Here is a 16,253-nt window from a genome sequence, read left to right on the forward strand (position 1 = left end):
AATATGTTGGGCTTGACTGCAAACCAGGGCCGACGTATATTCGCCATGTCCACATCACTTTCGGCGGAGTAGCCGAAACTTTCGAGAGGTTCAATGATGAACAGACGATCGATGACGCGTTGGGCGGCGGTTGCAGCGGCCTCCGCCCTCGCGCTCGGCCTCACGGCGTGCGCGCCGGCGGGGGAGGGCGGCGCCGACGGCGACGTGACCCTCACCTGGTGGCACAACGGTACGGGTGAGCCCCTGCTCGGCTTCTGGGAGGACGTGGCGGCCGAGTTCGAGGAGGCCAACCCCGGCGTCAACGTCGAGGTCACCGCCTATCAGAACGAGGAGCTGCAGCGCACCCTCATCCCGAACCAGCTGCGCACCGGCAGCGGACTCGACCTCTACCAGCAGTGGGGCGCCGGCGAGCTTGCCGCCCAGGTCGAGGCCGGCTACGTCAAGGACATCAGCGAGGACGTCGCCGATCAGGTGGATGCCCTCGGCGGCGTCGTCGCCCCCTGGCAGGTCGACGGGGCGACCTACGGTCTGCCCTTCAACTTCGGCATCGAGGGCTTCTGGTACAACACCGAGCTCTTCGCCCAGGCCGGCATCACCGAGACGCCGACCACCCTCGACGAGCTCTACGACGCCATCGACGCACTCAAGGCCGCCGACATCGTGCCCATCGCCGTCGGCGCGGGCGACGGCTGGCCGGCCGCGCACTACTGGTACAACTTCGCGCTGAAGTCGTGCGACCCCGAGGTGCTGCAGACCGCGCAGGCCGAGCTCGTCTTCGACGACCCCTGCTTCATCGAGGCCGGTGAGCTGCTCGAGGAGTTCATCGCCGCCGAGCCGTTCCAGGACGGCTTCCTCGGCACCGGCGCCCAGCAGGGCGCGGGCAGCTCCGCCGGCATCCTCGCCACGGGCGGCGCGGCCATGGAGCTCATGGGCCAGTGGAACCCCGGCGTCATGGGCGGCATCCTCCAGGAGGAGACCGGCGACGCCGAGGCCACCCCGCCCGAGTTCCTCGGCTGGTTCAACTTCCCCGCCATCGAGGGCGCCCAGGGCGACCCGACCGCGGCCCTCGGCGGCGGCGACGGCTTCTCGTGCAGCGCCTGGTCGCCGCCCGAGTGCACCGACCTGCTGAACTACATCACGAGCGTGGAGGTGCAGACCCGCTTCGGCGAGATCGGCGCCGGCGTGCCCGTGACCCCGGGTTCCGAGGCAGGCATCAGCGACCCGAACCTGCAGCTCGTCTTCGACGGCCTGCAGTCGGCGAGCTACGTGCAGCTCTGGCTCGACACCGCCTTCGGCGCGACCGTCGGCGGCGCCATGAACGAGGGCATCGTCTCGCTCTTCGGCGGCCAGGGCGAGCCCGAGAGCATCGTGCAGAGCATGAAGGACGCTGCGGCGACCCTCTAGCCCATGTCGATCTCCACTGTCAGCGCCGGGCCCGCGGTCTCCGCGGGCCCGGCGCCCCTGCCGTCCACCCCGCCCGCCCGACGCCGCGCGCGCAGCCGCGGCCTCCTGCTCACCTGGGGCTTCGCCGCCCCGGCCCTCGTCGTCTACGCGACCTTCGTGCTCGTCCCCGTCGGCCTCGCGGCCGTCTACAGCTTCTTCAACTGGAACGGCCTCGGCGGCCTCGAGCGCTTCATCGGCCTCGACAACTACGCCCGCGCGCTCGCCGACCCGGTGTTCCTCGGCGCGATGCGCAACAACGCGCTCATCGTCATCCTGTCCCTGCTCATCCAGGGCCCCCTCGCCATCGGCATCGCGCTGCTGCTCAACCGGCCGCTGCGCGGGCGCACCCTCATCCGCACGCTGATCTTCGTGCCCTACGTGCTGAGCGAGGTCGTCGCCGGCCTGGCCTTCAAGCTGCTGCTGCCGCCGGACGGGCCGTTCGACGGCATGCTCACCGTCTTCGGCTGGGCGGGGCCGAAGCCCCTCTGGCTCGCCGATCCCGACATCGCGTTCTGGACGCTGTTCGCGGTGATCACGTGGAAGTACCTCGGCTTCGCCATCATCCTCATGCTGGCCGGGCTGCAGGGCGTGCCCGAGGAGCTGTCGGAAGCAGCATCCATCGACGGCGCCAGCTGGTGGCAGATCCAGCGCCACATCACGCTGCCCCTGCTCGGGCCGACCATCCGCATCTGGGCGTTCCTGTCGATCATCGGCTCGCTGCAGCTGTTCGACATGGTCTTCATCCTCACCGGGGGCGGGCCGCTGAACGCCACCGAGACCATGGCGACCTACATGGTCGAGTACGGCAACGGGCGATCCCAGATCGGCTACGGCAGCGCCGTCGCGGTGATCCTCTTCGTCGTGTCGCTCGTCGTCGCCCTCCTCTACCAGCGCTTCATCCTGCGCCGCGATCTCGCGGGCGCCATCACGAAGAACGGCTGAGTCATGACCGCAACGCTCACCCCACCGCCCACGACGCGCGGTCGTGCCGGCGCGACGCCCGTGATCCGCAAGCGCCGCGGGCGCGACGTCGGCACGCCCATCGCGTACCTCATCGCGCTCGTCGTCTGCACGATCACGATCGCGCCCGTCGTCTACGTCATCCTCGGCGGGTTCCGCACGACGGCGCAGATCAACCGCGATCCCGCCGGGTTCCCGAACCCCTGGGTCTTCGACAAGTACGGGGCCGTCTTCGCCGACCCGAACTTCTGGACCCAGTTCGGCAACAGCACGATCGTCGCCGTCGCCACGACGACGGGGGTCATCATCCTCGGCGTCATGGCGGCCTTCGTCATCGCCCGGTACGACTTCGTCGGGCGCGGGTTCCTGTTCTCGCTGTTCGTCGCCGGCCTGCTGTTCCCGCTCACGGTCGCGGTGCTGCCCCTGTTCACGATGCTGCGCACCTTCGGGCTGCTCGGCAACCTGTTCGCGGTCATCGGCCCGCAGGTGGCGTTCGCGCTGCCGACGACGATCATCATCCTCGTCCCGTTCCTGCGGGCCATCCCGGCCGAGCTCGAGGAGGCGGCGACGATCGACGGGGCCAGCCGCATCGGCTTCTTCTGGCGCATCCTGCTGCCGCTGTCGTGGCCCGGCCTCGTGACGGTCGGCGTGCTCGCCTTCGTCGCGAGCTGGAACGCGTACCTGCTGCCGCTGCTGCTGCTCGGCAACCCGGCGACCGCGACCCTGCCCGTCGGCGTGCAGTACTTCTCGACCGCCTACTCGCAGGACACGGCGGGGGTGCTCGCCTTCACCTCGGTGGCGATGATCCCGGCGCTCGTGTTCTTCACGCTCGCCCAGCGCCGCATCGTCGGCGGGCTGACGGGGGCGGTGAAGGGATGACCATCCACACCGTTCACGCCGCCACGACGACCGACGGCACCGCGCCCTGGCACGACCGCGCGCTCGCCCCCGCGCAGCGGGTCGACGCCCTCGTCGCCGCGATGACGCTCGAGGAGAAGATCGCCCAGCTCTACGGCGTCTGGGTCGGAGCGGGGGCCGACGGCGGCGACGTCGCCCCGCACCAGCACGACCTCGACGACGCGATCGACCTCGACGAGCTGCTGCCGCACGGCCTCGGTCAGCTGACCCGTCCCTTCGGCTCCGCCCCGGTGGATGCCGGCGTCGGCGCCCTCTCGCTGCTCACGACCCAGCGGCGCATCGTCGAGGAGAGCCGCTTCGGGATCCCGGCGCTCGCGCACGAGGAGTGCCTCGCGGGCTTCGCCGCCTGGGGCGCGACCGCCTACCCCGTCCCCCTCTCCTGGGGCGCGAGCTTCAACCCGGAGCTCGTGCAGCGGATGGCGCGGCGCATCGGCGACGACATGCGCTCGGTGAGCATCCACCAGGGTCTCGCCCCCGTGCTCGACGTCGTGCGCGACGCCCGCTGGGGCCGGGTGGAGGAGACCATCAGCGAGGACCCGTACCTCGTCGCCTCGGTCGGCAGCGCCTACGTGCGCGGGCTCGAGTCGAGCGGCATCGTCGCGACGCTCAAGCACTTCGTCGGCTACTCCGCTTCGCGCGCCGGCCGCAACCTCGCCCCCGTCTCGGTGGGCCCGCGCGAGCTCGCCGACGTGCTGCTGCCGCCGTTCGAGATGGCCATCCGCGAGGGCGGGGCGCGCAGCGTCATGAACTCGTACACCGACCTCGACGGGGTGCCGAGCGCCGCCGACCGCAGCCTGCTCACCGAGCTGCTGCGCGAGGAGTGGGGCTTCACCGGCACGGTCGTCGCCGACTACTTCGCGATCGCGTTCCTGCACCTGCTGCACGGCACCGCGGGCACCTGGGCCGAGGCCGCGGGCGCTGCGCTCGAGGCCGGCATCGACGTCGAGCTGCCGACCGTGAAGACCTTCGGCGAGCCTCTGCGCCGCGCGGTCGAGGAGGGCGTCATCGACGCGGGCCTCATCGACACGGCGCTGCGCCGCGTGCTCGCGCAGAAGCTCGAGCTCGGTCTGCTGGATGCCGACTACGAGCCGGTGCCACCCGCCCTGCGCGGGCGCAGCGACCTCGACTCCGGGGCGCTCGACAGCGCCGACGGCGTGCGCGGCGCGATCGACCTCGACCCGGCCGAGAACCGGGCGCTCGCCCGCGAGCTCGCCGAGCAGTCGGTCGTGCTCGTGCGCAACGAGGGGCTCCTGCCCCTGCGCGCTCCGACCTCGATCGCCGTCATCGGCCCCAACGCCGACGAGCCCTACGCGATGCTCGGCTGCTACTCCTTCCCGACGCACGTCGTCTCGCAGCACCCGGGCGTCGAGATCGGCATCCGCATCGACAGCGTTCTGGATGCCCTGCGCACCGAGTTCGCCGCGGCGACGGTGTCGCACGCGCACGGCACGGGCATCGACGACGGGTCGACCGACGGTATCGAGCAGGCCGTGGCCGCCGCCCGCGGTTCGGAGCTCGCCGTCGTCGTCCTCGGCGACCGGGCCGGACTGTTCGGCCGCGGTACCAGCGGCGAGGGCTGCGACGCCGACGACCTCGCGCTCCCCGGCGCGCAGCAGCAGCTGCTCGACGCGGTGCTCGACACCGGTACTCCGACGGTGCTGCTCATGCTCTCGGGGCGACCGTACGCGCTCGGCTCCGCGGTGGACCGCGCGGCCGCGATCGTGCAGGCGTTCTTCCCCGGCGAGGAGGGCGCGTCGGCGATCGCCGGCGTGCTGAGCGGGCGGGTCGAGCCGGGCGGGCGACTGCCGGTGAGCATCCCGGTGCACCGCGGCGTGCAGCCGTCGACGTACCTCGCCGCGCCCCTCGCGCGCGCCTCGGGGGTGTCGAACATCGACCCGACGGCGGCGTTCCCGTTCGGCCACGGCCTGGGTTACGCGACCGTCGAGTGGGACGACCTGTCGACCGGTGATGCGGAGGTCGCGATCGACGGCGACGTCACGATGTCGCTGCGGCTGACGAACACGAGCGAGCGCGACGCCGTCGAGGTCGTGCAGCTGTATCTGCACGACCCGGTCGCCTCGGTCGTTCGGCCCGTGCAGCGGCTGCTCGGCTACCAGCGCGTCGTCGTGCCCGCGGGCGCGAGCGTGCGGGTCTCGGCGCGCGTGCCGCTCGATCTCGCGGCCTTCACCGGCCGTGACGGGCGCCGCATCGTCGAGCCGGGCGAGCTGGAGCTGAGCTTCGGCCGCTCGAGCGCCGACCTGCCGCTGCGGCACCGCGTCACCGTGACCGGGGCGACCCGCGTCGTCGGGCGCGAGCGCGCGCTGCACGCGGCGTTCGCGGTGCACCCGGAGTGAGCGGGGCGGGCGTGCGCGCCGGTCGCGCGGGCGGGCGCGGCGCGTGAGCGGGCTCGACCACCGGCGCGGCACCGCCTCGGTGTCCCTGCTCGACGCCGCGGGCCGCCCGCTCGCCGACCGCGAGGTCGTCGTGGAGCAGGTGCGTCACGCGTTCTCGTTCGGCTGCATCGGCTTCGACCTCATCGCGCACGCGAACGGCGAGGCCGATGAGTCGGCGCTGGCGGACGACTGGCTCGAGCTGTTCACCCTGGCGGTGCTGCCGTTCTACTGGGGCGGCTTCGAGCCCGAGCGCGGGCATCCCGATACGGCGCGCCTGCAGCGGGCGGCGCGCTGGTTCCGCGAGCGGGGCGTGCGCGTGAAGGGCCACCCGCTGGTCTGGCACACCGTGAAGGCGGCGTGGCTGGATGCGCTGCCGATCGACGAGGTGGAGCGCCTGGTGCGCGCGCGGGTGCGCCGCGAGGTGGGCGATTTCGCCGGGCTCATCGACGAGTGGGATGCGATCAACGAGGTCGTCATCATGCCCGACTTCGTCAACGAGCCCGACGGCGTGCCGAACGCGATCAGCCGCCTCGCGCGGGAGGTCGGCCGCGTCGACATGGTGCGGCTCGCGGTGGAGGAAGCGCGCTCGGTCGTGCCCGGCGTGCGCCTGCTGCTCAACGACTTCGACCTCTCGGCCGACTACGAGCGCCTCATCGAGCAGGTGCTGGATGCCGGCGTGCGGCTCGACGCGATCGGGGTGCAGACGCACATGCACCAGGGCTTCCGCGGCGCGCAGCTGCTCGAGCTGGCCGACCGCTTCGGGCGCTTCGGCCTGCCCGTGCACTTCACGGAGGCCTCGCTCGTCTCGGGCGACCTCATGCCCGCCTCGATCGTCGATCTGAACGATTTCCAGCCTTCCGTCTGGCAGTCGACGCCCGAGGGCGAGGCGCGCCAGGCCGACGAGCTCGAGCAGCATTTCCGCATGCTCGTCGGGCACCCCGCGGTCGAGTCGGTCACCTACTGGGGCATCACCGACCGCGGTGCCTGGCTGGGCGCTCCGATCGGTCTCGTGCGCGCCGACGGAAGCCGCAAGCCCTCCTTCGACCGCCTGCGCGCGCTCTTCCGCGAGGAGTGGTGGCACGCCCCGACGACGCTGCGCACGGACGCCGCCGGCCGCGTGATGGTGGCGGGTTTCGCCGGCGACTACGCGATCACGGCGGGGGATGCCCGGGCCGAGTTCGCGCTGCCGCTCGGGCCGTCCCGCCCCACCGTGGAGCTGCCCGGCGCCTGAGCGCCGAGATCAGTCGCCGGAGGTTCGGAACGGGTCGGTGAAACGGAGCGCCGCATCCTGATCATCGTGGGTGGCGTCACCGTTCAGCGGTGCCCACGACTCGAAGGTCGTCGACTCGTTCCGCAGAGGAGCGCCCTGGGCGACGATCGTCTCCTCCGGGCGGTCGCCGCCCGTGAGGAAGTCGATGATCGGGCCGTCGATGGTGTCCCTTCCGAGGGGGAAGACACCGTGCGAGCTCTCGTTGTCGGCGACGATCAGCGTGCTGTTCGGCAGCTCCTGCGCGATGCTGCGTCCCCGCTCGAGCGGCGTCAGAGCGTCGAGCTCACTCTGGACGACGATCGTCTCGGGGAAGCCGTCGCGGATCGGGGGAAGCTTCCCCTCCACCGGCCAGAACGCGCAGGTCGGTACGAGGCTCAGTTGGCCGAGCTGCAGCGAGATGGGGGAGGTGGGGGCGGTCTCCTCGAAGTAGCTCGTCCAGTACTCCTCGCCCCGCGTCCAGGTGCCGTCGGTGCAGCGGGTGAAGTCGATCAGCTCGCTGTACGTGCCCCGCGTGATCTCCTCGGTCGGCGGCGGCGGGGCGTCGGCCGCCTCGGCCGCCGCGACGGCGGGAGCGCGCAGGATCTCGGGCAGCGATTCCTCGCTCATCCGATCGATCACGCGGAGCGAGATCTGCCCGACCGTGCCGGAGCGGGTCTCCGCCTCGCCCTCCGCGATGAGACCGGCGACGAGCCCGGCCATCGTCGGGTAGAGCACGGGTTGCGAGAAAGCCGTGACGGCTTCGGTCGACAGCCACAGTTGCGCCGCCGCCGCGGACATCTCGGGCGATGCGGTCGCGGCGAAGTAGCGCTCGTAGATGACCTGCGGGTCGTCTCCCAGCCCGTAGGTGGCGTCATTGCGGGCGATGTAGTTCGTCATGTGCTGCTGGAACTGCCGCTCGCGACCGAGGTTCTGCGCCTGGAAGGTGACCTCGTACGGCTGGGTCGGGTCGAGCGCCGAGTCGAGCACGAGGCGCTCGACATTCTCGGGGAACAGGCTGCCGAACCACGTGCCGACCATCGCGCCGTAGGAGTATCCGAGATAGCTCACCGTGTCGAGGCCGAGGAGGTGGCGGATGAAATCGGTGTCGTACGCGGCCTGCTCGGACGTCATCGTGGCGACGTCCTCGTCAGTGCCGCAGGCCTCCGCGATCGCCCTCGTGGCGCCGAGCAGGCCGGTGGCGGTCTCGTACTCATAACGGCACTCGGCTCTGCTCGACTGCCCGAGGCCGCGCTGGTCGTAACTGACGTAGTTCGTGGTCGAGCGCAGTCCGGGAGTGTCGGCCTGCACGGTGGCGGCGAATGACAACCCCGAGAAAGGGCCGCCGGGGTGCACGATGAGGGTGGAGTCGTAGGCCGGGTCGTCCACGTCGACGTTGTGCGCATAGGCGACGCGAACCTCCCAGGTCTCGCCCTCGACCGGGTCCAGCCAGTCCTTCGGCACCGTGATGGTCGCGCATTCCACGTTCTCAACGTCCACCTCGGGCTGCGGCGGCAGCTCGGTGAACTCGCACTCCTCCCACGTGAGCTCCTGGTTCGCGAGGTCGCCCGCGAGTGCCGCCGTGTCGGGCATGGCGGCATCGACCGAGGTCGCCTCGTCCGACGGGTCGGTGGTGGCGACGCACGCCGTGACGAGAGCGCCCACGGCGATCACCGCGGTTCCGACGAGGAGCCGGCGCAACCGGCTGGGCTCCCGCGCCGGGGGTCGCGCGGCGGGCGATGTGGTCGGGATGCGGGGCGCGTGCGCATTCATGCGTGGCCTTCCTGACGAGTCGAGAACCGTGACTCGTCCAGTTCAGACCGTGTCGTCGGCACAGGGTCAAGGCCACTCGAGCGAGCAGGGCCTGACGGCAGCGCGTCGCGATCTTCGTCGCCGCGTTCGTGGCGCTGCTCTCGCCCGTGCGGGGCGCGCGGCCCTGACCCGGTTCGCGCGACGCGATCTGCCGGCTGAGCGGCCCCGATGCGAGGCGCGATCTCCCGTCAGCGCTGCGTAAGCGGAAGCTTCCGGAAGCGTCCGCTTACGCAGCATCTCAGCGGAGCCACTCGCCCGGGGGAGCGGATGCCGAAGGCAGGGACGAGATCAGCGCCGAGCCGGGCCGGGGCATTCGTCACGCGCTATGTGCGTTCAGGGCTCCGAAGCCTTGAGCGCACATACCCTGATCGGCGCATCCCCTGCGAGGACGGCGGACGAAGAAATCACGCGCGCATCGCGCGCCGCGACCGAGCCCGGGATCCGCGTGGACGGTGCGCACCGCATCCCGCCCCTACCCCCGCGGCGGCGCCGTCGAGTCGCGCACGACCAGGCTCGTCGCCAGATCCATGCGCGGCGTCGACGCCGGGGTCGCGCGGCCGAGCTCGAGCACGAGCTTCGCGGCCTCCTCGCCCATGCGCCGCAGCGGCTGATGCACGGTCGTCAGGCGCGGGCTCACCCACTGCGCGAGCGGGATGTCGTCGTAGCCGACGATCGACAGGTCCTCCGGAACGCTCAGACCCACCGAGCGCGCCGCCTCGAGCGCGCCGAGTGCCTGCAGGTCGCTGCCGGCGAAGACCGCGGTCGGGCGCTCGGGCAGCGCCAGCAGCTCGGCCATGCGGTCGCGGCCGCCCTCGACGTGGAAGTCGCCGAAGCGCTCCCAGCTCGGCTCGATCGGCAGGCCGGCCGAGTTCATCGCCGAGCGGTAGCCGTCGAGCCGCGCGAGCGAGCACATCATGTCGGCCGGTCCGGTGATCGCGGCGATGCGCCGGTGCCCGAGCTCGATGAGGTGCCGCGTCGCCGCGAGCCCGCCCGACCAGTTGGCCGAGCCCACCGAGGGCGCGTCGGGGGAGGGGTCGCCGGCCGGGTCGACGATGACGAAGGGGATGGCGCGCGAGCGCAGGCGCTCGCGCAGCTCCGGCGCGAGCTCGCTGAACACCAGCACGACCCCCGCCGGCCGGCGCCGGAGCACGCCCTCGATCCACTCCTTGCCGGGGGAGTGGCGATCCCCCGTCACCGTCAGCACGACGCTCAGGCCGTGCTGCTTCGCGACCGACTCGACGCCGTCGATGAGCTCCATCGACCAGATGCGGTCGAGCTCGTGGAACACCAGCTCGATGAGCGCGCTGCGCGCCCCCGAGGCCGAGCCGCGGCGCTGGTAGCCGTGGCCGCTCAGCAGCAGCTCGACCTTCTCGCGCGTCGACGCGGCGACGTCGGAGCGCCCGTTGAGCACCTTCGAGATGGTGGCGAGCGAGACGCCCGCCTCCTCGGCGATCTGCGCGAGCGTCGTGCGCTCGCCGGTGGCGGAAGCGGCGGAGGAACCGGCTGCGGCGTTCATGTTTCGCATGCTAGACCCGAAACTGTCGGGGCGCCGTCCGCCCTCCCGAGGATGCGCGCGGCGGAGCGGAGCGCCGCGGCGGATCAGGCCGAGGGCACCGCTGCCGACTCGCGCACGGCGAGCGGATTCTCCAGGTGCGCCTCCCAGGCGATCTCGGCGGCGCCGATGAGCAGGCGCGAGCTGCCGAGGGCGGCCGAGACGACCCCGGTCTCCGCGGCGCTGACGGGAAGAGCATCCCGCAGCACCGAGCCGCGGCGCACGGCGCCGACGGCGTCCCACACGGCGGCGAGGTGGCCGCCGAGCACGACGCGCTCGGGGTTCAGCAGGTTGACGCTCGTGCGCAGGGCCGCCGCGAGGGCGGTGAAGTGCGTCTCGAGGACGGCGTGCACGGGATGCCCCTCCACGGCCACCGCGGCGGTGAGGGCCCGCTCGAGCTCGTCGTCGTCGGCCGTCGTCAGCTCGAGCGCGGCGAGCAGCGAGGCCCGCCCGGCGATCGCCTCGAAGCAGCCCGTCGCCCCGCACGCGCAGAGGGGGCCGCGCGGGTCGAGCCCGATGTGCCCGATCTCGCCCGCGTACCCCGCCGAACCGGCGGCGGCCGCGCCGTTGACGACGAGCCCGCCGCCGATGCCGCTCGGCCCGCCGTTGACGTAGAGCAGGTCGCGCGCGCCGGCCCCGGCGCCGAAGGCCACCTCGGCCCGGCCGCCGAGGTCGGCGTCGTTGCCGACAGCGACCGGCAGACCGAGGCGGAGGGCGAGCGGCTCGCCGAGGGGCTCGTCCGTCCAATGCAGGTCGGGGGCCAGGCGCACGAGGCCGTCGCTCGTGCGCACGAGCCCGGGAACCGCGACGCCCACGCCGACGACGGTCGACTCGGGATGCGCGGCCGCGAGCTCCTCGATCGCGGCGGCCGCGATCTCGACGGCCTCCGCGGGCCGGGGGCGAGCGGCGGGGATGCGCGTGCGCGCGACGACCCGACCGCCGAGGGCCACGAGGGCCACGGTGACGGCGTCGAGCTCGGGGTTCACGGCGGCGACGAGCAGGCGGGCGGTCGGCACGACGAGCGGACTCGGACGGCCGACCCCCTCGCGCGGCGCGTCGTCGCGCTCCTCCACCCAGCCCGCCTCGGCGAGAGCGCCGACGAGGTCGCCGATCGTCGACCGGTTGAGGCGCAGCGCCCGGGTGAGCTCGGCGCGGGTCGAGCCCCCGCTGACGTGCACGGCGCGCAGCACGCGCGACAGGTTGCGCCGCCGCTGCGTGGAGGAATCGATCACGTCGCCCACCCTCCCACGAACGAGGCTCCTGACGACGGGATGCCCCTCGCGAGCATCCCGTCGTCATGATATGTTGCCAGAACCAACGAATAACGGCAGCACCCCGATCAGGAGTCATCCCATGGCAACGACGCCCACCCCCGCGGACAAGTTCACCTTCGGTCTCTGGACCGTCGGCTACAACGGGGCCGACCCGTTCGGCGGGCCGACCCGCGCGCCCCTCGACGTCGTGCACGTCGTCGAGAAGCTCACCGAGCTCGGCGCCTACGGCCTCACCCTGCACGACGACGACCTCTTCGCCTTCGGCTCGACCGACGCCGAGCGCCGCACGCAGATCGACCGCCTCATCGCGGCCAAGGAGTCGACCGGCCTGCAGGTGCCGATGATCACCACCAACCTCTTCAGCGCCCCCGTCTTCAAGGACGGCGGCTTCACCTCGAACGACCGCGCCGTGCGCCGCTTCGCGCTGCGCAAGGTGCTGCGCAACCTCGACCTCGCCGCCGAGCTCGGCGCGCACACCTTCGTCATGTGGGGCGGCCGCGAGGGCGCCGAGTACGACTCGGCCAAGAACGTCGGCGCCGCCATCCAGCGCTACCGCGAGGCCGTCAACGTGCTGACCCAGTACGTCACCGAGCAGGGCTACGGCATCCGCTTCGCCATCGAGCCGAAGCCCAACGAGCCCCGCGGCGACATCCTGCTGCCGACCCTCGGCCACGCCATGGCGTTCATCGAGACGCTCGACCGCCCCGACCTCGTGGGCCTCAACCCCGAGACGGGGCACGAGCAGATGGCCGGCCTCAACTTCACCGCCGGCATCGCGCAGGCGCTCGAGGCGGGCAAGCTGTTCCACATCGACCTCAACGGCCAGCGCGGCATCAAGTACGACCAGGATCTGGTCTTCGGCCACGGCGACCTGCACAACGCCTTCTCGCTGGTCGACCTGCTCGAGAACGGCGGACCGAACGGCGGGCCCGCCTACGACGGCCCCCGACACTTCGACTACAAGCCCAGCCGTACCGAGGACGAGACGGGCGTGTGGGAGTCGGCGACGGCGAACATGCGCACCTACCTGCTGCTCAAGGAGCGCGCCGCGGCCTTCCGCGCCGACCCCGAGGTGCAGCAGGCGCTCGCCGACGCGCGCGTGGCCGAGCTCTCGACCCCGACGCTGGGCGAGGGCGAGTCGATCGCCGACCTGCTCGCCGACTCCAGCGCCTACGAGGGCTTCGACTCGGGCGCCTACTTCGACGGGCACGGCTTCGGCTTCGTGCGCCTGCAGCAGCTGGCCACCGAGCACCTCATGGGAGCCCGCGGCTGATGACCCTCGTGGCCGGCGTCGACTCGTCGACGCAGAGCTGCAAGGTCGTCATCGTCGAGGCCGCCACGGGCGCGGTCGTGCGCGAGGGGCGTGCCGGCCACCCCGACGGCACGTCGGTGCATCCCGATTCCTGGTGGGATGCGCTGCGCGAGGCCCTCGCCGACGCGGGCGGCCTCGCCGACGTCGCCGCCGTGTCGATCGGCGGGCAGCAGCACGGCATGGTGCTGCTCGACGCCGAGGGCCGAGTCATCCGCGACGCCCTGCTCTGGAACGACACCCGCTCGGCCGCGGCGGCCGCGCAGCTGGTCTCGGAGGTCGGCGCCGAGCAGTACGCCGCCCGCACCGGCGTCGTGCCGGTCGCCTCGTTCACCGCGACGAAGCTGCGCTGGGTGCGCGACCACGAGCCGCAGCACGTCGAGCGCGTCGCGGCGGTCTGCCTGCCGCACGACTGGCTGACCTGGCGCCTGCGCGGCTACGGGCCGGCCGGAGCGGCCGATGCGCCGCTCGGCCCGGATCTCGAGCAGCTCACCACCGACCGCTCGGATGCCAGCGGCACCGCCTACTTCTCGACCGCGAGCGGCGAGTACGACCTCGAGCTGTTCGAGCGCGCGCTCGGGCGGCCGGGGCGCGTGGCCCGCTCCGGCACGGCTGTCGGGAGTCTCGGAGTCGTGCTGCCCCGCGTGCTCGGTCCCGCGGAATCCGCGGGCATCGTGGGCGAACTTCCGAGAATCGCGACGAGCGCGACCCCGACGATCGTCGGCGCGGGTGCGGGCGACAACGCCGCGGCCGCGCTCGGCCTCGGCGCCGAGCCCGGCGACGTCGTCGTGTCGATCGGCACGAGCGGAACGGTCTTCGCGGTGAGCGGGCATCCCGTCGCCGATGCGAGCGGAACCGTCGCCGGATTCGCCGACGCCGCCGGCGCGAGCCTGCCCCTCGTGGCGACGCTCAACGCCGCGCGCGTGCTCGACGCGGTCGCGCGGCTCCTCGGCGTCGATCACGACGAGCTCGCCCGCCTCGCCCTCGACGCCGAGCCCGGCGCCGGCGGGCTCGTGCTGCAGCCCTACTTCGAGGGCGAGCGCACGCCCAACCTGCCCGACGCGACGGCGACCCTGTTCGGCATGACGCTCGCCTCCACCACGCGCGAGCGCCTCGCCCGAGCGGCCATCGAGGGGATGCTGTGCGCGCTCGCCGACGGACTCGACGCGGTCACCCGCCTCGGCGTGCCCGTCGAGCGGCTCAGCCTCATCGGCGGCGCGGCCCGCTCGCGGGCCGTCGCGGGCATCGCGGCCACCGTCTTCGGGCTGCCCGTGACCGTGCCGGAGCCGGGGGAGTACGTCGCCCGCGGTGCGGCCCTCCAGGCCGCGTGGGCGCTGAGCGGAACGCGCCCTCACTGGGATCTCGCGACCGCCATCGAGGTGCCCGCCGACCCGCAGCCGATCGTGCGAAAGCAGTACGCGGCCCGGCGGCCCTGAGCCGGAGCCCCGCCGCCCCTCATCGTCCCCGCCCCGCGGCACCGTTCGTCCGCGGGGCGGGTGACCCCTGTCGCGGAACGGGCGCCGCAGTCGGGACCTTCGACTCAGGTCGGGCATCCACCGCCGCCGTAGGCTGAACGGAGTCCTGACTCTCGAGGAGCCCATGGATCCGTCGCCCACCGCCTTCGGCCTGCCCCTGCCGCTCGCCGTCGGCCTCTTCTACCTCGTCGTGCTGCTGCGCGGCGGGGCGACGTACGCGCTCGGGCGCGGTGCCCGCACGGGAGCCGGCCGCACGCGCGTGAGGGCGCGGCTCGAGACGCCGCGGTTCCGCCGGGCCGAGCGCATCGTCGAGCGCTACGGCGCCCCCGTCGTCGCGGTCTCCTTCCTGACGGTCGGCTTCCAGACGCTGGCCAATCTCGCGGCGGGCGCGCTGCGGATGCCCCTTCCCGCGTACCTGCCCGCCCTCGCGATCGGCGGCTTCGCCTGGGCGCTCATCTGGGGCGTGGTCGGCGTCGCGACCTACGAGGCGGTCGTGGCGCTCGCCGCCCGCAGCCCGCTCGAGGCCGGTCTGTTCGTCGCGCTGCTCGTCGGCGCGCTCGTCGTCATCGAGGTGCTCACCGTGCGCCGCGCGCGCCGGCGGGACGAGCGCGCGGCGCTCGCCGCCGCCTCCGACCCGGAGCCGGCCCCCGTCGTCCCCTCCGCCGGATCCGCCGCAGCCCCCACCCCAGCCCTCACCCCGCCCCGCACCCCCATCCGCACCTGGTTCCGCGCACGCGCAGAATTGTTAGACAAACCGCCCTCCGGCGCTTAGTGTTCGGAAGGGGCCGGGGCATCGTCGCCGCGGCCGCCGCATCCGCACCAGCACCCGACCGAAGGGCCCGCATGCGCGAGATCGAGTTCACCCCCGAGCGCTCCCAGTACGTCTACACGTTCGGCGGGGCCGAACCCGCGATGCGCATCCAGCCCGGCACCGCCCTGCGCCTCTGGTCGGAGGACGCCTTCAACTTCGCCCTCACCTCGGTCGATCACCTGCCGAGCAAGCACGTCGACCTGCGCTACGTGAACCCGCAGACCGGTCCGTTCTACGTCGAGGGCGCCGAGCCCGGCGACACCCTCGCCCTGCACATCGTCGATCTCACGCCCGCGCGCAGCTTCGGGGCCTCCTCGACGATCCCGTTCTTCGGCGGGCTCACGAGCACCGACCGCACGGCGCTGCTGCAGGATGCCCTGCCCGAGGCCACCTGGATCTACGAGGTCGACACCGCGCGTCAGATGGTCGGCTTCCAGGCCCGGTTCGGCGACTTCGAGGTCGCTCTGCCCCTCGAGCCCATGCTCGGCACCGTCGGCCTCGCCCCGGGCGCGAGCGAGGTGCGCTCGAGCCTCGTGCCCGAGCGCTTCGGCGGCAACATGGACACCCCCGAGATGAAGGTGGGCACGACGGCGTACCTCGGCGTCAACGTGGAGGGCGCCCTGTTCTCGATCGGCGACGGCCACTACCGCCAGGGGGAGGGCGAGGCCTGCGGCACCGCCGTCGAGGGCGCCATGAACTCGGTCATCATCGTCGAGCTCATCAAGGGGGCCGCCCCGCTGTGGCCGCGGCTCGAGAACGACGACTACTGGATGGTCGTCGGCTCGTCGCGGCCGATGGAGGACTCCTGGCGCATCGCGCAGCTCGAGATGGTGACGTGGTTCACCGAGATGTTCGGCCTGCACGCCATGGATGCCTACCAGCTGCTCACCCAGACCTCGCTCGCCCCGATCGCCAACGCCGTCGACGCCAACTACAGCGTCGTGGTGAAGGTCGCGAAGTCGCTCATGCCGCGAGCGACCGCTTACGACGGCCTGCACGAGGAGCTGCGCCGCGCCGCGGCGAGCCTGCGCTGACCGCGCGTCGAGCATCCCGAACCGCA

Annotated in this window: 12 protein-coding genes; 9 read left to right on the forward strand and 3 right to left on the reverse strand. The window is 72.6% G+C overall.

The window, feature by feature from the left end:
- The first annotated feature begins 111 nt into the window (after positions 1 to 111).
- Genes OVN18_RS05590 through OVN18_RS05610 form a run of 5 tightly spaced genes read left to right on the forward strand, consistent with a single transcriptional unit; the run spans position 112 to position 6,945 of the window.
- Entirely contained in the window at positions 112 to 1,404 is a 1,293-nt protein-coding gene (locus OVN18_RS05590) for an ABC transporter substrate-binding protein (RefSeq protein ID WP_267782532.1), read from the forward strand.
- Positions 1,405 to 1,407: 3 nt separating this feature from the next.
- Positions 1,408 to 2,385: a carbohydrate ABC transporter permease gene (locus OVN18_RS05595; protein WP_267782533.1), complete on the forward strand. Its 978-nt coding sequence runs from the start codon at positions 1,408 to 1,410 to the stop codon at positions 2,383 to 2,385.
- A gap of 3 nt (positions 2,386 to 2,388) precedes the next feature.
- On the forward strand, positions 2,389 to 3,282 hold the full coding sequence (locus tag OVN18_RS05600) for a carbohydrate ABC transporter permease (protein WP_267738609.1): 894 nt from the start codon (positions 2,389 to 2,391) through the stop codon (positions 3,280 to 3,282).
- Positions 3,279 to 5,675, forward strand: a complete 2,397-nt coding sequence (locus tag OVN18_RS05605; RefSeq protein WP_267782536.1) for a beta-xylosidase/alpha-l-arabinosidase — start codon at positions 3,279 to 3,281, stop codon at positions 5,673 to 5,675. Before OVN18_RS05600 ends, OVN18_RS05605 begins: the two co-directional genes overlap by 4 nt.
- A 43-nt stretch (positions 5,676 to 5,718) precedes the next feature.
- The gene (locus tag OVN18_RS05610; protein ID WP_267782539.1) at positions 5,719 to 6,945 is read left to right on the forward strand and encodes an endo-1,4-beta-xylanase; all 1,227 of its coding nucleotides are present in this window, start codon (positions 5,719 to 5,721) and stop codon (positions 6,943 to 6,945) included.
- 9 nt (positions 6,946 to 6,954) lie between these two features.
- Here the strand turns inward: OVN18_RS05610 and OVN18_RS05615 are convergent, their stop codons facing one another.
- From OVN18_RS05615 to OVN18_RS05625, 3 genes are all read right to left on the reverse strand, one after another.
- The gene (locus OVN18_RS05615; RefSeq protein WP_267782541.1) at positions 6,955 to 8,661 is read right to left on the reverse strand and encodes an alpha/beta fold hydrolase; all 1,707 of its coding nucleotides are present in this window, start codon (positions 8,659 to 8,661) and stop codon (positions 6,955 to 6,957) included.
- Positions 8,662 to 9,244: 583 nt separating this feature from the next.
- Complete coding sequence (locus OVN18_RS05620; RefSeq protein ID WP_267782544.1) at positions 9,245 to 10,288, reverse strand: LacI family DNA-binding transcriptional regulator; 1,044 nt, start codon at positions 10,286 to 10,288, stop codon at positions 9,245 to 9,247.
- Positions 10,289 to 10,371: 83 nt separating this feature from the next.
- Positions 10,372 to 11,556 carry an ROK family transcriptional regulator gene (locus tag OVN18_RS05625; RefSeq protein ID WP_267782546.1) on the reverse strand — a complete coding sequence of 395 codons (1,185 nt, stop codon included), beginning with the start codon at positions 11,554 to 11,556 and terminating at the stop codon, positions 10,372 to 10,374.
- A gap of 121 nt (positions 11,557 to 11,677) precedes the next feature.
- Here OVN18_RS05625 and xylA point away from each other — a divergent pair, with 121 nt between their 5' ends.
- The 4 genes from xylA to OVN18_RS05645 all read left to right on the forward strand — a co-directional run bounded on the left by xylA (position 11,678) and on the right by OVN18_RS05645 (position 16,227).
- Entirely contained in the window at positions 11,678 to 12,871 is a 1,194-nt protein-coding gene (gene xylA / locus OVN18_RS05630; RefSeq protein ID WP_267782549.1) for a xylose isomerase, read from the forward strand.
- The gene (gene xylB, locus OVN18_RS05635) at positions 12,871 to 14,343 is read left to right on the forward strand and encodes a xylulokinase (RefSeq protein ID WP_267782550.1); all 1,473 of its coding nucleotides are present in this window, start codon (positions 12,871 to 12,873) and stop codon (positions 14,341 to 14,343) included. The genes xylA and xylB overlap by 1 nt, the downstream gene beginning before the upstream one ends.
- 163 nt (positions 14,344 to 14,506) lie before the next feature.
- Positions 14,507 to 15,154 (forward strand): DedA family protein, encoded by a 648-nt coding sequence (locus OVN18_RS05640; RefSeq protein WP_267782552.1) that lies wholly within the window; start codon positions 14,507 to 14,509, stop codon positions 15,152 to 15,154.
- A 71-nt stretch (positions 15,155 to 15,225) separates the two neighbouring features.
- Positions 15,226 to 16,227 (forward strand): acetamidase/formamidase family protein, encoded by a 1,002-nt coding sequence (locus OVN18_RS05645; protein WP_267782554.1) that lies wholly within the window; start codon positions 15,226 to 15,228, stop codon positions 16,225 to 16,227.
- Positions 16,228 to 16,253: the final 26 nt, after the last annotated feature.

Source organism: Microcella daejeonensis (genome assembly GCF_026625045.1).
GTDB classification, from domain to species: domain Bacteria; phylum Actinomycetota; class Actinomycetes; order Actinomycetales; family Microbacteriaceae; genus Microcella; species Microcella daejeonensis.

Excerpts from the sequence above, each read along its gene's own strand:
- OVN18_RS05640 (WP_267782552.1), top strand. The coding sequence starts at position 14,507 with ATGGATCCGTCGCCCACCGCCTTCGGCCTGCCCCTGCCGCTCGCCGTC.
- OVN18_RS05645 (WP_267782554.1), top strand. The coding sequence starts at position 15,226 with ATGCGCGAGATCGAGTTCACCCCCGAGCGCTCCCAGTACGTCTACACG.
- xylA (WP_267782549.1), top strand. The coding sequence starts at position 11,678 with ATGGCAACGACGCCCACCCCCGCGGACAAGTTCACCTTCGGTCTCTGG.
- OVN18_RS05590 (WP_267782532.1), top strand. The coding sequence starts at position 112 with ATGACGCGTTGGGCGGCGGTTGCAGCGGCCTCCGCCCTCGCGCTCGGC.
- OVN18_RS05605 (WP_267782536.1), top strand. The coding sequence starts at position 3,279 with ATGACCATCCACACCGTTCACGCCGCCACGACGACCGACGGCACCGCG.
- xylB (WP_267782550.1), top strand. The coding sequence starts at position 12,871 with ATGACCCTCGTGGCCGGCGTCGACTCGTCGACGCAGAGCTGCAAGGTC.
- OVN18_RS05620 (WP_267782544.1), bottom strand. The coding sequence starts at position 10,288 with ATGAACGCCGCAGCCGGTTCCTCCGCCGCTTCCGCCACCGGCGAGCGC.
- OVN18_RS05600 (WP_267738609.1), top strand. The coding sequence starts at position 2,389 with ATGACCGCAACGCTCACCCCACCGCCCACGACGCGCGGTCGTGCCGGC.
- OVN18_RS05595 (WP_267782533.1), top strand. The coding sequence starts at position 1,408 with ATGTCGATCTCCACTGTCAGCGCCGGGCCCGCGGTCTCCGCGGGCCCG.